The sequence below is a fragment of the Vibrio sp. SCSIO 43009 genome (assembly GCF_023716525.1).
Lineage (GTDB): Bacteria > Pseudomonadota > Gammaproteobacteria > Enterobacterales > Vibrionaceae > Vibrio > Vibrio alginolyticus.
Genome location: NZ_CP071843.1, coordinates 870,631 through 885,792 on the forward strand (window position 1 = coordinate 870,631; position 15,162 = coordinate 885,792).

Below are 15,162 nucleotides of genomic sequence, written 5' to 3' on the forward strand. Positions count from 1 at the left end.
GAGCAGAGATACGTTAAATAAGGAGGGCGAGCGCGGTTAGGTCACTCGCCAATTTGCCCGAAGGGCGATAAGTCGATTTATAACCGAGGTTTTGGTTCGAGTGGTTTTCGTGATGGTTGCGCTTGCAAAAATGGCAGCAACAAAAGGCCAATGACGGCTGCACAAACTGAAATGGTGATGAAGAAACCCGTCCAATGATATTCTTCAAGAATTAACGCCAGTGGATAACCAGACAATGCTGCGCCCATGTAGGCGAACAAGCCCACGAATCCTGTTGCCGCGCCGGCAGAGTCTTTGTGAGAGCACTCCGCCGCCGCCATACCGATCAGCATTTGTGGTCCAAAGACAAAGAAGCCGATGGAGAACAATCCCGCCGCTTGGAATGCAAAGTTGGTCAGAGGCATCAGCCAAAGCGCAGAGACAGATAAGAAAATCCCAATCGCGAACAGCAAGTTCATTGGCCCACGGTTACCGCCAAAGAGTTTGTCTGAGCCCCAACCCGCAACCAATGAACCAACAAAACCGCCGATTTCAAACATAGACAGAGCAGCGTTGGCGTTAATCAGGCTATAGTGATGCTGCTCGGTCAAGTACAGGTTTCCCCAGTCATTGATTGCGGTACGAACGATGTAAACCAACACATAACTGAACGCGAGCAGCCAGATGTATTTGTTGTTAAATACGTACGATTTCAGAATTTCGCGGTAGGTGAGGCCACGTCCGTAATTTTCTTGCGCAAGTTCTAGCGCGTCGTTGCGCCATTGTCCGACACTTGGTAAACCCATTGTTGTGGGTTTGTCGCGCAATCGCCAACAAACGAATAGACCGAGCAATACCCCGATGATGCCGGGTAGAATAAAGCCTTCACGCCAGCTGTAGTGCAACGTTAAATAGCCCACCCAAATAGGGATCAGCGCGCCACCAACGTTGTGTGCGGTGTTCCAAATGGCCCATAAGAAGCCACGCTCGGAGCGTGAATACCAAGTGGTTAACAGCTTGGAGCATGAAGGCCAGCCCCAGCCTTGGAACCACGCGTTTAAGCTCCACAGAGTAATGAAAGCCGCGAGTGAGCTAGAAAAACCGAACGCGATATTGACCAGACCTGTCGCAATCAATCCTAATCCCATGAAATAACGAGGATTAGAGCGATCCGAAATCGTGCCAGAAATAAACTTCGAACAGCCGTAAGTAATGTAGAAAAGTGTACCGATAAGACCCAAATCGCCTTTATCTAAGCCAAGATCGGTAATCATCGCTGGTGCGGCGTAGTTAAAGGTCTTACGGGTAAAGTAGAAACCTGCGTAGCCGATGTACATCCCCAACATAATGTGCAAACGCCAATGGTGGTAACGCTGGTCGATTTGCTCGTTGCTCAGGCTCGGTTGAGTAAATTTAGGTGAACGTAAAAATCCAAACATCTTGAGTTACACCTTAGGTAAAGTAATGCTGATTTGTGTGCCGATCACTTGATCGCTGGTGGAGTAGATAACCATTTTTCCACCTAACGCGTGCACACGTTCTTGCATGCCGCGAACGCCCATGCCTTTCATGCTGTCCTGAACTTTGAAACCGATACCATCATCGTGAATCATCAGTGACACCGCAGCTTCTCCAATTGTCAGTTCAATATTGATCAACTGCGCTTCTGCGTACTTGGCTGCGTTATTTAATGACTCTTGGCATAAACGGAATAGGGTTACTTTGAGTGTGTCACTCAGGCTGGTGTAATCGCCTTGCCAGTTCAGTTGAACAGTTGTTCCGTGATTGGCGAATTCCATCTCTCGCGTCAGTTGCTCGACGGATTCTTTTAAGTCCAAATCATCCAGCATTTTGGGTCTTAGTTTGCTCAACAGTCGCTTAGTGGTGTCGTACACGTTGAGCGAAAGCCCTTCGATCATGTCCGCGCAACCAACGCGTGTTTCTGCGTTGTTCACTCGTTTAATGATGTTGGCTTGTGTGCGGATTGCCGTGATGTTCTGTCCAATTTCGTCATGTAGCTCGCGCGCAATATCGCGTCTTACGGACTCTTCAGCTTTGATAAGCTGGCGAGACAAATTCTGATTGCGCGCAAGTTCACCGCGCAGTTTGTGATTGAGGTCTTTTTGTTTCTGAACCCCTAAACCGAGCATAATGCCAGTAATGGTTTGCGCCGAGAGAGATAATAACAAATCGGTGATTTCTAGATTCGATACGCCGCTACGAGCCGCAATCAGCGCTATGCTGTTGAGCATGGTGGCGAGCAGAGCACCTTGCCAACCGTAACGCAGAGCAAGCACGATGATTGGAATCGCCATACAAAACGGCGCAAATCGTTTTAGCTCTTCAGGCAAACTGGTTTGCACCAAAATACTGCCGATCAAAAGCAGCGCATAAAGCACGATATGACGCACCTGAAATACAACGGCATTACTAAGTAGGAGAGAGCTAAGCGGAGACCAACGACTTTGGAACAAGTAGCTCCACAACAGGTAGCACATAGGCACCACGAGCAAGCCTCCAGAAATGCTAGCCAGCCATACCATGTAAACAGAAGGCACGTGAAATCCGACCGCCATTACGTTGATGAAGGCGGTAATGATGATCACAATGCCCATGACGGCTAAGTGGCGGTTTTGGTCACCGTAGTAGTATTTTTTCGCAATCAGTGTGACCGGGATACTGGCAATGCTCGCAATCAGCACGGTAAGCCACTGCGGTTGACCCAGTAACATCGCAAGTGCGATGGAAAGTCCCCACTCCGAAAGGTAAATCGTCGGCCAATAAGCGGTGCGAGTGTGAAGGGCGACACCTAATCGTAAAGCGAAAGGAAACAATAAGATCGCCAGCTCGGGATCATTGACAAAGTAATAGGCAATCACCCATAAGCAGAACCAGGCGCAAGCCATAACAAAAAGTCCGCAAATGGTGGTAACAGCATAAGCTCGCATTAAAAGGACTCTTGAGAAAATAGTTTGGCGAGCTCAACGTTGTTTTTCACGCCGAGTTTGTCGATGGCATTCGCACGATGAACATGCACGGTCTTGTGGCTCAAGCCAAGCTCTGCCGCGACAGACTTCACATCCAACCCATTGGCAAGTAGCTGACATACCTCGTTTTCACGTTTTGTCAGTTGGCATAGAGAGGTGGTGTTGTCGCTAGGCGTTGCAAGTTTAAGTGCAATATCTGATGTGAGGTAACAGCCGCCAGAAGCACTGGTTCTCACGGCTTGAATAAGTTCGTCTGGGCTACAGCGTTTACTAAGATAGCCTTTTGCACCTAGCTTTAGTGATTTTTCCACCATCGCAGGGGAGTCATGCACGCTAAGCATCACGCAGGCAATGCCAGTTGGTATTTCGCTGAGAAAGTTTAAGCCGCTTTCATCTGGCATGGAAATATCTAGGATGACGACGTGTGGGTGTACCGCAGGCAACCCTTTTCGCGCTTCGGCGACAGAGCCGAATTCACCAACAACGGTAATATCACTTTCTAAATTTAATAATTGTGCGAAACCCGAACGCACGATGACGTGATCATCAACTAGAGCAACATGAATCATTATTACAACCAAATAGAGCAGACGACTAACAACAATAAGCTCCAACAGGAGCCAATAGAAAAACCTTTAATGATACTGAATTGATCAACTCATTTTAATGATCTTGCGCGCTTTACCGAAGTAAAGCGCGCAGAGAAGTTAGGCTTGGTTTTGTGCAAGTTGAAGCTTCTTCGCGTGTCGAATCTTCTTCTCTTCCGCGATAGCAACGAAAGCAAGCAAAACAATACAAATCATGGCGGAGGTATCTAGGGCTGCGAAGGTACCTTTCCAGCCTGTTAGACCGAAGATTGGTGTACCGTCTGCAATCATACCGAGACCAAGTTTCGCGAAGCTGTCACCGATTAGGTAAGCGAATGTACCTTTCACACCGTCAGCCACACTGATTGCCTTTTTAGGAACAAAACCAACCGCTGCAACACCGATAAGAAGTTGCGGACCAAACACCAAGAAACCAAGTACGAATAGAGATGACAAGTACATGAATTCATTTGTTGCGTGTTGGTAGAACTCAAGCGATACGATGATCAAACCAAGAGACACACAAGCAACCAATGCGCGGCGACCGTTTGCTAAGTCAGATAAGTAACCCCACATCAAAGTACCGACAAGCGCACCGACTTCGAACAGAGTAAAGCCAGAGATTGCCGTTTCTTTTGACAGACCAAGCTCTTGGTACGCGTATACCGTTGACCATTGGTCGATACCAATACGCACGATGTAAAGGAAGATGTTGGCAAAGCAAAGTAGCCAGATAACTTTGTTTTTAAGAACGTATTCAACAAAGATTTCTTTTTTGGTCATCTGGTTTTCTTCAGCGGCGGTGTCTTCTTCACTCACTGCTTCATCGAAAAGTTCTTCTACTTTACCTAGACCGTAAGCTTCTGGTGAGTCGCTACCAAAGCGCATACCGATAAAGCCAACGATGATCGCGATAATAGAAGGGAACACGAACATGCCGATTACGTGGCCGTCGAATAGGTAGTTAGCACCGAAAAGAGCAACACCCGCTGCGCCTGCACCACCAACGTTGTGTGACATGTTCCACAAGCCTAGGTAAGAGCCGCGTTTGTTACGAGGTGTCCATTTTGTAATGGTTGAGTAACTAGAAGGGCCACCAGTACTTTGGAAGAAACCACTTAGAGCGTAGAAAGCCACCATCAAGAACAGGCTTGCACTACCGCCGCCCATGCTGAAGCTAAAACCAAGCATTGCAAGACCAGAAAGGATCAGCATAAAAGGGAGGAATTGCTTGGTGTTCTTACCGTCAGCGTAGTAAGACACAACGGTTTTACCGATGCCGTATGTGATGGAGAAGCCAAGGCCAATAAGACCTAGGTCTGTCATGCTCAAACCGTAAGTTGAGATCATGTCGTTTTGCGCGACATTGAAGTTCTTACGAATCAAGTACATGGTTAGGTAGCCGATGAATACGACCAAGTAAGATTGGATGAACGGTTTAAACCACATCTTTCTTCTAACTTCGACAGGAAGATCGAGGGTCGGCTTCCGCACCTGTTCGAGGAATTTTAACATGATGAACTCTCTTGTAATTGTTTTAGAAACACAACGGCGGCCGTTATGCGCTCTTGTTACCTTTGACTGAGCGGAATTCTAGAGAGTGGTTTTGTAAGGCACATGAGATGGTTGCCTAGATCGGCTAGGAAAAATTCCTAGAAATGCCTAGGAAGGCGGAAAAGCGTGAAAAGAGTCACACAAAATCCTTACTAATTTATGGGTTTTTGACAGGGTTCTTATCGGGTTGGAAAGCGTTCAAATGCAAGCAGGTTAATATACGCAAGCTTAGTGCTGACAAGGGGTGAGCACGTTTGGTTGGAGAGAATAGTGTCTTGTCGCTAAGTATCAATTGGGAACGAGAAGCAAACAACAGAGACCCAGAGGTCTCCGTTAGAAATATTATGAATTCGATTAGGTTGACGTGTTAAGGCGCGGGGCTGTATAGACGCGGCGAGCCGTGTTTTGGCAAGTGAATTAGGTTCAAATGGTTTCTTCTTGCCCATTCGACAGTTAACGCTGTAGGCGCAGATAAGCAAACCAGAGTGGGGATACGCGCGCGAACGGCTTTGTGGATCAACTCCAAGCTGCAACGGCTTGTCATGATTGCGAAGCCACTTTGAGGCTCGATGTGATTGTTGGTCAATGCGCCAATCAACTTATCTAGCGCGTTGTGACGGCCGATGTCCTCTCGGCACAACTTGATGTTGCCTTGTAAATCTGCAAATAAAGCGGCGTGTAACGCGCCAGATTCACGTGCGGCTTCTTGATGCAGTGCGACTTTGTCTCGCAGCCCTTCGAATACATCGGAGCGCGGAGGAAGAGACGGTGTTAGCGGTGCCAAATCAGGCAAAGCTTGTTCCAGAGCCTCTACACCACAAATGCCGCATCCGGTTGTGCCAGCAAGATTTCGGCGCTGTGTTTTTAACGCCCAGAAAGCGCGGTTGCTGATTTCCACTTCCGCATAGTGAGATTCGTGATCGCCACCAATTTCAATGTCTTTAATCTCTTTGAAATCGTGGACGATGCCTGTGCTTAGGCTAAATCCTTTCACGAAGTCTTCCAGATGGCCTGGCGTCACCATCATGACCGCTTGGCTAATGCCGTTATAGCTGATAGCTAAGGCGGATTCACTCGCCAGCGACATTTGTTGCACTGGGCGGCCATCAATCAATTCTCGGTAATTGAACGCACTTGGTTGAGGTGGTGCTTGATTGAAATCGGACAGTTCTAAATAAGATTGAGTAGTACATCTCATGAAATCACCTCATAAGCCGTTATGTATGCCAAAAATTGACGTGTGGATTCTTGTTATCGATTGAATATGTTTTTTGCTTCTGCGAAGCACTGATCGGTTAGCGCGGAGAAGGGTTCTTGTTTTCGCTTTAACAAACCTAGCGGGGCGTGAACGGCGGCTTCTTCGATAGGGATAATGCGAAGCGTATCGTTCAACTCTTCCAATCCACAATTCAGCGGCATAATGGCGCAACAAAGGCCACTGGCTACTGCTTGGATCAAGTGAAAGGTGGAGTTACTTTCAATGACGGTTTGCGGAACCAGCCCTTTACTCACAAAGCTAAGATCAATGGAGTGGCGATAGTGCATGCCCTTCGAAAGCAGCCCTAGCGGAATGTTATTGAGTGACTCCCACAACACTTCAGATTCGGCAAAATCAAAATGACGCTCATCGAATAAAACGCCAAGTTTGGTTGAATCTAGTTCGATAACATCGAAGTAAGCGGTGTTGACTTGATCGACATAACACATCCCCAAATCAAGTTGATTGCGATTGAGTTGGTCTATGATCTGTTCGGTCGTCATGGAGAGTATTTGAAAGCGTAACTCAGGGAACTGTTGAGCTAATGGTTTAAGCAATTGCATAGGGTTTTGGCTGGCGAGTGGCACCATTCCAAGCCGAAGAGAGCCTACCAACTGACCACGGCAGTTGGCGGCTTCGGCTTGCAATCCATCATGAGCTGCTAAGACGGTTTTTGCCCAAGCTAAAATGCGTTCTCCGGCTTCAGTAAATCCTTCAAATCTTTGACTTCTTTGGATTAATTCGAGATCGAGCTCTTCCTCTAAGCTTCGGATTCTCATGGACAAAGTAGGCTGCGTAATGTGGCACAATGCGGCGGCTTGACCAAAGTGTTTGGTCTGTTCAAGTGCGATGAGATATTTAAGTTGTTTGATATCCATAATGGCTTGTTAACCTTGCGTTGTGAGTCACATGTACGGGGGAACTCCCTAAAAAGGGCACAGCACTACCGTACTTTTTAAGCGCTGGAGCGTTTTAACTGGGGAATGAAAAACCAAAACCAAGTCAAGAATAAAACCACACTCAAAATTGATCTGAATCAAGGCTATTCCTGATATTAATTAGGGTCAAATTTAAAGTATCTATAGTGTGATAGATATTATCTATTATCAAGAGTGCCGATTTTATTGAGCTCGTTAAGCGAACTAGGTGGAATCGGATGGGAAAACGATTAACCTCATAAATTGTATTGATTAAAAATGTTATGACCGTCAGTGGAAAAATTCGTCATAGATTTTGTTTATCACTCGGTCAGGATTATCAATTGGACGCATATTGAATAACGACTTAATCTTTGATTTAGATCAAGACGCAACAATGCGAATTGAATCTACCAGTCTTAGAAACAGTAGGCGGGTATCCGATATCAAGAATCTAGATAAGTAAACGCTCGGACAAGCGAGAGCATGTTGAGTGGTTACTTATTTGGATTAAAAAATACATGGATTAGAAACTAAGCCCTTCAATACTTCCGCATTATCTCAATAAATAACGCGCTTGTTTTCACGGGCACCCTGCTTGCTGGTATATCTGCGAGGAGTAAAGTCGTGAGCCAAAAAGAACAAATAAAAACATACAAAGGTCCAGCTGGTGGTTGGGGTGCACTGAAAGCCGTAACCAGAAGTTGGTGGGGCAGTGAAAATGCAGTTAAAAACATTCGCACTATGCTCAAAACCAACCAAAATGGCGGTTTCGACTGCCCGGGATGTGCATGGGGTGAGTCGCCAGATAGTGGTAAAGTCAATTTCTGTGAGAATGGCGCGAAAGCGGTAAACTGGGAGGCGACTAATCGTCTGGTTGATCCTGAGTTTTTTTCCAATCACAGCGTTTCTTCTCTCTCAACTCAAACCGATTACTGGTTGGAATACCAAGGCCGTATCACGCACCCAATGCGATACGATGCTGAATCCGACCACTATGTGCCTGTCTCTTGGGATGAGGCTTTTTCTCTTGTGGCTAAACATCTCAACCAATTGGATTCACCACACCAAGCGGAGTTTTATACCTCTGGCCGTGCAAGCAACGAAGCGGCGTTTTTATATCAGCTATTTGTGCGCGCATTCGGTACCAACAACTTCCCAGATTGTTCCAACATGTGTCACGAAGCCAGTGCAATCGGGATGAAAGACACCATTGGCGTTGGTAAAGGCACAGTGATCTTTGATGATTTTGAAGAAGCCGACGCGATTTTTGTGATTGGTCAAAACCCGGGCACGAATCACCCACGAATGCTTGAACCTCTGCGCGAAGCGGTAAAACGTGGTGCTCAGGTTATCTGTCTAAACCCGCTGAAAGAGCGCGGATTAGAGCGTTTCCAAAACCCACAAATGCCGATTGAGATGTTGAGTAACGGCTCAGAGCCTACAAACACGGCGTACCTGCGTCCTGCTTTAGGTGGAGACATGGCAGTGTTTCGTGGCATCGCGAAATTCTTGTTGCAATGGGAACGCGAGGCATTGCAAAACGGTGGCAAAGCGGTATTTGACCGCGAATTCATCAAACAACACACGATAGGTATTGATAAGTATTTGGCTGAAGTGGATGCAACGTCTTGGGAACACATCACGGAACAATCGGGTCTTGATTTAAGTGAAATCGAGATGGTGGCGAGCATGTATCGACGTGCAGAACGTGTGATCATGTGTTGGGCGATGGGGTTGACTCAGCATCGTCACTCTGTGCCAACCATTAAAGAAGTCGCAAACGTGCAAATGTTACGAGGTAACGTTGGTAAGCCGGGCGCGGGTCTTTCACCTGTGCGAGGTCACAGTAACGTTCAGGGCGACCGTACGATGGGCATTGATGAAAAACCTTCAGATCTGTTGTTGGATCGCATTGAAAGTCGATTTAACTTTGCCGTCCCGCGTGGTGAAGGCCACAACACTGTGCAAGCCATTAAAGCGATGGAAGAAGGGCAAGCGAAAGTATTTATCGGTTTGGGCGGTAACTTTGCACAAGCAACGCCAGACACAGAACGTACGCACAACGCGATGCGAAACTGTAATTTAACCGTACACATTTCGACGAAGTTAAATCGTTCTCACCTTGTCACAGGTAAAGAAGCGCTTATTCTTCCATGCTTAGGCCGTACCGAGATTGATCAGCAAGCGACTGGCCCACAAGGCGTGACGGTTGAAGATACCTTCAGCATGGTACATATCTCATTTGGTCAGCTAAAACCGCGTTCGGAGCATTTGCGTTCAGAACCAGCGATTATTGCTGGTATTGCCAATGCGACACTCGGGGCAAAACCAATTGATTGGTTGTGGGCAATTGAAGATTACGACCGTATTCGCGATTTGATTGCCGACACGATTCCGGGCTTTACCGACTTTAACCATAAGCTTAAACACCCAGGTGGATTCCACTTGGTAAACCCAGCTGCTGAGCGTCGATGGAATACGCCAAGCGGCAAAGCACAGTTCAGCTCTAGCGAGTTGCCGAAGCAGTTGATCAGCGAAGCGATACTCGAAAAAGGCCAAAAGCCAGATTTGATTTTGCAAACCATGCGCTCACACGACCAATACAATACGACACTTTACGGCTTGAATGACCGTTATCGTGGAGTATTTGGTATGCGCGAAGTGCTGTTTATCAATGAAGCGGATATTCGTAAACTCGGTTTTGAACCGGGCGACAAAGTGGACATGGTGTCATTGTGGGAAGATGGCGTTGAGCGCCGTGTGAGCGGATTTACGCTTGTTGCCTATGATGTACCAGCAGGTCAGGCGGCGGCTTACTATCCAGAAACAAACCCATTAGTTCCTTTGGACAGTTATGGGGATAGAACGTTTACGCCAACCTCTAAGTTTATTGCGATAAAATTGGAAAAATCGACATCCGATAAGATCGCTTTGGTGGAAGCGGAATAGTGACCAAACCGGCACAACGACATTTCCGATAAGCAAACGGCTGATATTAATTATCAGCCGTTTTTAATTGCGCTCAGTCTGCATTTAGTGCGCATAGCTTGTGTATAATGTTAATGACATTATGCTGCTCGATAATAGACAGATAAGGCCGATTTGAATCTAATTTCAAGTAGTAAAACTAATAAGAAGATGCTTATGACCTTGAAAAATATAATTAAATTAACAATCAGTCACTTAGTGGCAGTTTCTATTGGCATTGCGATAGGTATCTATACTTTACCGATCCTTATTGCACCACCTGCGCCGACCGATGAACAAGTTGCTAAGAGCAAGCAAGGTGCAGAATACAGCGCAGTGTTTAAGAGGGAACTTAAAGGTAGCGATGCTTTTCATTGGGGAGAGGGAGAGATTCATTTGAGTTCTGAAGTCATTACGTTGGTAGGAAAACTCGCTCCCGGACCAGACTATAAACTCTATCTATCTCCTAAGTTTGTCGAAACGGAACAAGAGTTTAATGACCTTAAATCTGAGATGAGCTTAATTGGTGATGTCAAAACGTTCGATAACTTCGTTGTTGAGGTTCCTCAAAGCACTTCAATTTCTGAATACAATACGGTTGTTGTATGGTGCGAGACATTCGGTGAGTTCATTACTTCGGCAAAGTATCAATAAACCTTAGCAGTAGAGTGAAAGGCTTTTCTTTTCACTTTACGCTAGGATGTTGTTTCGCATCATTAGAAGGCAAAGACTCTTAAACATTCTAAATTTAAGAGTCTTTGTTTAGAGTTATTGACAGAACCATTCGACTTGTAAGTCGTTTGCACCTTTCAGGCTACGTTCTGGAAAAACAAGATTTCGAACTATTTAGAGTTATTCTCTGTTTGGCTTGTTTCGTTCGATGACGCTAATCGCAATGGCTAAAAATAGAATATCTTTTACTAAAAAGAAGTTTGTCACCAAAACCCCATCAGACACTTTCCATGTATTCGGTGTCGTAATTAGAAAGCTGAGTGTCGCAAGAAAAATAATTGCGGCGGCTATGCCAGAAAAATAAGCGACTCGTGTGTTTTTAAGGCCAACGATTAATCCAATAGCGACAATGATTTCTGTTGCGCCAATGATGTTTGATACGGCTTGAACTGACATCACATCATACAACCAACTCATCAGAAAATGATTTTCAACGAGCGGTTGTATAAGCTTGGCCTCTGTAGGTGTGAATTTATAAATACCAATCCATATTAGAACTAAAGAAACGCCGAAAACTCCGATAAGATATCCAATTGAGTCACATTGATGATGGCTTTTTACGTTTTGCATAATTAACTACATTCTCCTGTTTGTTAGCGCTTCCAACAAGACCTATAAGGTTGGTAGAAAATTTCATAGGTTTTTTTCGCTCAAACAACAGATATTAAAAATCACGTGATACAGAATTACGTGTTTGATAGAACTTAAGGATATTTCGTGGAAGTTAAAATTTTTCAGGTTGACTCGTTTACATCAGAGGTTTTCAAAGGTAATCCCGCGGGTGTTTGTATCACAGAGTCAAGCCTTGATGAGGAAACGATGTTGGCCATCGCGGCCGAGATGTCGTTATCTGAAACGGCATTTCTGTCACTCAATACAATGCAACTTCGTTGGTTTACACCGAGGACGGAAGTTGCTTTGTGTGGACACGGCACACTTGCAACGGCGCACGTTCTGAAAGAGCAGGGGTTATATAATACTGGAGATACGATTGAGTTCGTTACGCTATCTGGGGTTTTAACTGCACAACTCGATCATGAAGAAATTCATTTGGTGTTTCCTGCGCCAACTTTAGATATGAGAGCGAGTATTAACAAAGACTTACTTCATGGCTTGGGGCTAGATGCCGCCAATGTAGTCGCCTACGGTCAGTTTGATAATAAGCAGTTGATCGTCATTAATGATGAATTTGTGCTTGAACAGCTCGACTCTGATTTTGGTGCGCTGCTTAAACAAAAGGGCCGTGGCGTCGTCATCACTGCTCAATCAAGTACTGACGCCGATTTTGTCTCTCGATACTTCGCGCCTTGGGTGGGTGTTAACGAGGACCCAGTTACAGGCTCTGCACATTGCGCTTTATGTGTTTACTGGGCTAAAAAGCTCAACAAAAAGCAACTGAAAGGCTTCCAAGCCTCCAAGAGAAGTGGGGTCGTCCATACAGAGTTGTTAAGCACTGAGCACGTTAAGCTTTCTGGAAATGCGGTAACGATATTGCGAGGATATATGAGAATCGCGTAGCGGTCCTTGTGGGAATGATTTTATTTTCGTGTTACCCAATGCTCAATAGTGAATACGCTTGAATGCTTCTTATTTAAGTGGTTAATTTTGTTTGTAACCCCCCTGACACGGTGGTGTATAACGATTGGAGAGTTATATGAAAACTATCGGCCTTCTAGGTGGTATGAGCTGGGAGTCGACGCTTAGTTATTACAAATTGATCAACGAAGGAGTCAAAGAGGCGTTAGGCGGCCTAAATTCCGCAAAAATTTGTATGTATAGCGTGAATTTTTCGGAGATAGAGAAACTTCAACATCAAGGTAAATGGGAAGAAACGGCAAGCATTCTATCTGATGCTGCATCTTTAATAGAAAAAGGGGGCGCTGACTTCATTCTTATTTGTACTAACACAATGCACAAAGTTGCGCCTCAAATTGAAGCCAGTATTAATATCCCCATACTACATATCGCAGACGCGACTGCTGAGTTACTTCGTGAGAAAGGGGTTCAAAAGGTCGGACTCCTTGGTACTCAATTCACAATGGAGCAAGACTTTTATAAAGGAAGGCTTTCCGACCGTTATGGGCTTGATGTCGTCATTCCCGATCAAGACGACCGCTCTAAAGTACATAACATTATTTATAAAGAGTTATGCCAAGGTGAAATCAAAGAGAAGTCAAGGACGATATACTTGCAAATTATTGAAAAACTAAAAGAGCACGGAGCTGAAGCTGTGATTCTCGGGTGCACTGAAATTGCCTTACTTGTAAACCAAAGTCACACCGATGTTACACTACTCGATACCACTTCTATCCATGCTCAAGCAGCAGTCCGTTTGGCAATTGAAGGTGAATGATCTACGCTTTCTTTCCTGCAAAAAAAGAGAAAACCAAGCACAAGGTTTTCTCTTTTTTATTATCAAGTTATAAGCGAGCAAATTTGAGTGTTCTGTATCCACCAATCAAGTTGCGGGCTTTGTAACCATTGTTGACCAGCTGACGGTATGCTACGTTACCGCGTAACCCAACTTGACAGTAAATCACGATCTCTTTGTCTTTAGGAAGTTCGTGCATGCGACGACGTAGTTGATCGACAGGAATATTAATTGCACCTTCAAGATAACCAACGGACTCCAATTCACCAGGATTACGAACATCAAGTAACAGTTGGTCTTCTGTCAGTGAATCCATTTCATCATAATGAATCGCGGTCGCATCGCCTTTGATGATGTTATTTGCCACAAACGCCGCTTGGTTAATTACATCTTTAGCAGAGCCATAAGGTGGCGCGTAAGTTAGCTCGAGGTGTTGCAGTTGCTCTACCGTCATACCAGCACGCTGAGCAACTGCCATTACGTCGATACGTTTATCAACACCGTCTTTACCTACTGCTTGCGCACCTAGTATTTTACCTGTTACTGGATCAAACAACATTTTGAACGACACAGTTTCTGCACCTGGGTAGTAACTCGCGTGACTTGCTGTATGCACATACACTTTTTCATAAGCGATGTTTTCACGTTTCAGCTGTTTCTCGTTTTTACCAGTAGAAGCGACGGCTAAATCAAAGATCTTACAGATCGCCGTGCCTTGCGTACCTTGGTAAGTTTCTTGGCGGCCAAGCATGTTGTCTGCTGCCATTCGGCCTTGACGGTTTGCCGGGCCCGCAAGTGGCACTAGAGTTTGCTCGCCAGTCACGAAGTCTTTCTCTTCTACCGCGTCGCCGACAGCGTAGATCGAAGGATCGCTGGTTTGCATGTATTCATTGGTATAAATACCACCAAGAGCGCCGATTTCTAAGCCAGCTTCTTTTGCTAATTTGGTCTCGGGGCGAACACCAATTGCCATAATCAAAATATCGGTGGTGAGTCTTTCACCATTGTTTAGTGTTAATTCCAATTCACCTTCTAGATGTTGGTGTTTTTCGCTTTCACCAGAGTCGAAACTTGCCACGTGCTCGTTAGGTACGAATTTCACCGACTCAAGTGCGACGCCAAGTTTAAGGTCGATGCCTTTCTCACGAATTTCAGCATGTGCGAAGCCAGCCATTTCACGGTCAACGGGCGTCATCACTTGATCCGCCATTTCGACTAATGTGGTTTTTATGCCTAGCTGGTGGAAGGCTTCCATCATTTCCAAACCGATAAAACCACCACCAACGACCGTAGCGTGTTCAACTTTGTTGGTTTCGATCGTTTTAATGATGCGATCCATATCTGGAATATTGCGCAGCGAGTGCGTTAACGGGTTATCAATACCCGGAATAGCTGGCACAACTGGACCTGCGCCAGGGCTGAGTAGAAGAAAGTCGTAGCTCTCTTGGTATTCCGAGCCATCAAGCAAATTGTTAACCGTAACCGTTTTGTCTTGACGGTTAATAGAAACCACTTCGTTCATCACACGGACATCAACATTGAAACGCGCTAGAAAGCTCTCAGGCGTTTGAAGAAGCAGTTTGCTGCGCTCTTGGATATCGCCACCAATGTGATAGGGTAAGCCACAGTTTGCAAATGACACAAATGGACCGCGTTCAAACATAATGATTTCTGCGTCTTCACTAAGACGACGAGCGCGAGCTGCTGCAGATGCACCGCCAGCAACCCCACCAATAATCACGATTTTGCTCATGGATTTCTCCTGCTGAATGATCGAAAACGCCTACACCTTACTTAAATAAATTAG

At 45.6% G+C, this 15,162-nt stretch carries 12 protein-coding genes; 4 read left to right on the plus strand and 8 right to left on the minus strand.

What is annotated here, in order from left to right; translation table 11 throughout:
- Nucleotides 1-77 precede the first annotated feature (77 nt).
- From J4N43_RS19520 to J4N43_RS19545, 6 genes are all read right to left on the minus strand, one after another.
- On the minus strand, nt 78-1,418 hold the full coding sequence (locus J4N43_RS19520) for an MFS transporter (protein WP_158159364.1): 1,341 nt from the start codon (nt 1,416-1,418) through the stop codon (nt 78-80).
- A 6-nt stretch (nt 1,419-1,424) separates the two neighbouring features.
- Nucleotides 1,425-2,927, minus strand: a complete 1,503-nt coding sequence (uhpB, locus tag J4N43_RS19525; RefSeq protein ID WP_053349913.1) for a signal transduction histidine-protein kinase/phosphatase UhpB — start codon at nt 2,925-2,927, stop codon at nt 1,425-1,427.
- Nucleotides 2,927-3,535, minus strand: coding sequence for a response regulator transcription factor UhpA (uhpA, locus tag J4N43_RS19530; protein WP_005388005.1), 609 nt, complete (start codon nt 3,533-3,535; stop codon nt 2,927-2,929). Before uhpA ends, uhpB begins: the two co-directional genes overlap by 1 nt.
- Nucleotides 3,536-3,673: 138 nt before the next feature.
- Nucleotides 3,674-5,068 carry a hexose-6-phosphate:phosphate antiporter UhpT gene (gene uhpT / locus J4N43_RS19535; RefSeq protein ID WP_005479317.1) on the minus strand — a complete coding sequence of 465 codons (1,395 nt, stop codon included), beginning with the start codon at nt 5,066-5,068 and terminating at the stop codon, nt 3,674-3,676.
- Between the two features lie 406 nt (nt 5,069-5,474).
- Complete coding sequence (gene fdhD, locus J4N43_RS19540; protein ID WP_053349912.1) at nt 5,475-6,305, minus strand: formate dehydrogenase accessory sulfurtransferase FdhD; 831 nt, start codon at nt 6,303-6,305, stop codon at nt 5,475-5,477.
- 53 nt (nt 6,306-6,358) lie between these two features.
- Entirely contained in the window at nt 6,359-7,243 is an 885-nt protein-coding gene (locus tag J4N43_RS19545) for a LysR family global transcriptional regulator AcsS (RefSeq protein WP_017820178.1), read from the minus strand.
- A 666-nt stretch (nt 7,244-7,909) separates the two neighbouring features.
- Here J4N43_RS19545 and J4N43_RS19550 point away from each other — a divergent pair.
- Together J4N43_RS19550 and J4N43_RS19555 are read left to right on the plus strand one after the other, a co-directional pair.
- Nucleotides 7,910-10,234 (plus strand): FdhF/YdeP family oxidoreductase, encoded by a 2,325-nt coding sequence (locus tag J4N43_RS19550; protein ID WP_158159363.1) that lies wholly within the window; start codon nt 7,910-7,912, stop codon nt 10,232-10,234.
- Between the two features lie 195 nt (nt 10,235-10,429).
- On the plus strand, nt 10,430-10,906 hold the full coding sequence (locus tag J4N43_RS19555; protein WP_005376099.1) for a DM13 domain-containing protein: 477 nt from the start codon (nt 10,430-10,432) through the stop codon (nt 10,904-10,906).
- A 198-nt stretch (nt 10,907-11,104) separates the two neighbouring features.
- Here the strand turns inward: J4N43_RS19555 and J4N43_RS19560 are convergent, their stop codons facing one another.
- The gene (locus J4N43_RS19560) at nt 11,105-11,554 is read right to left on the minus strand and encodes a YkgB family protein (protein WP_005376100.1); all 450 of its coding nucleotides are present in this window, start codon (nt 11,552-11,554) and stop codon (nt 11,105-11,107) included.
- A gap of 147 nt (nt 11,555-11,701) precedes the next feature.
- Here J4N43_RS19560 and J4N43_RS19565 point away from each other — a divergent pair, with 147 nt between their 5' ends.
- On the plus strand, nt 11,702-12,502 hold the full coding sequence (locus tag J4N43_RS19565) for a PhzF family phenazine biosynthesis protein (protein ID WP_053349910.1): 801 nt from the start codon (nt 11,702-11,704) through the stop codon (nt 12,500-12,502).
- A 136-nt stretch (nt 12,503-12,638) separates the two neighbouring features.
- Nucleotides 12,639-13,337 (plus strand): aspartate/glutamate racemase family protein, encoded by a 699-nt coding sequence (locus tag J4N43_RS19570; protein WP_158159362.1) that lies wholly within the window; start codon nt 12,639-12,641, stop codon nt 13,335-13,337.
- A 67-nt stretch (nt 13,338-13,404) separates the two neighbouring features.
- On the opposite strand, the gene J4N43_RS19575 is transcribed toward J4N43_RS19570, so the two are convergent.
- A complete protein-coding gene (locus J4N43_RS19575) occupies nt 13,405-15,108 on the minus strand; it encodes an FAD-dependent oxidoreductase (RefSeq protein WP_053349908.1) in 1,704 nt (567 codons plus the stop codon).
- Between the last annotated feature and the right edge of the window lie 54 nt (nt 15,109-15,162).

Excerpts from the sequence above, each read along its gene's own strand:
- J4N43_RS19520 (WP_158159364.1), bottom strand. The coding sequence starts at position 1,418 with ATGTTTGGATTTTTACGTTCACCTAAATTTACTCAACCGAGCCTGAGC.
- uhpB (WP_053349913.1), bottom strand. The coding sequence starts at position 2,927 with ATGCGAGCTTATGCTGTTACCACCATTTGCGGACTTTTTGTTATGGCT.
- uhpA (WP_005388005.1), bottom strand. The coding sequence starts at position 3,535 with ATGATTCATGTTGCTCTAGTTGATGATCACGTCATCGTGCGTTCGGGT.
- uhpT (WP_005479317.1), bottom strand. The coding sequence starts at position 5,068 with ATGTTAAAATTCCTCGAACAGGTGCGGAAGCCGACCCTCGATCTTCCT.
- fdhD (WP_053349912.1), bottom strand. The coding sequence starts at position 6,305 with ATGAGATGTACTACTCAATCTTATTTAGAACTGTCCGATTTCAATCAA.
- J4N43_RS19545 (WP_017820178.1), bottom strand. The coding sequence starts at position 7,243 with ATGGATATCAAACAACTTAAATATCTCATCGCACTTGAACAGACCAAA.
- J4N43_RS19555 (WP_005376099.1), top strand. The coding sequence starts at position 10,430 with ATGACCTTGAAAAATATAATTAAATTAACAATCAGTCACTTAGTGGCA.
- J4N43_RS19560 (WP_005376100.1), bottom strand. The coding sequence starts at position 11,554 with ATGCAAAACGTAAAAAGCCATCATCAATGTGACTCAATTGGATATCTT.
- J4N43_RS19570 (WP_158159362.1), top strand. The coding sequence starts at position 12,639 with ATGAAAACTATCGGCCTTCTAGGTGGTATGAGCTGGGAGTCGACGCTT.
- J4N43_RS19575 (WP_053349908.1), bottom strand. The coding sequence starts at position 15,108 with ATGAGCAAAATCGTGATTATTGGTGGGGTTGCTGGCGGTGCATCTGCA.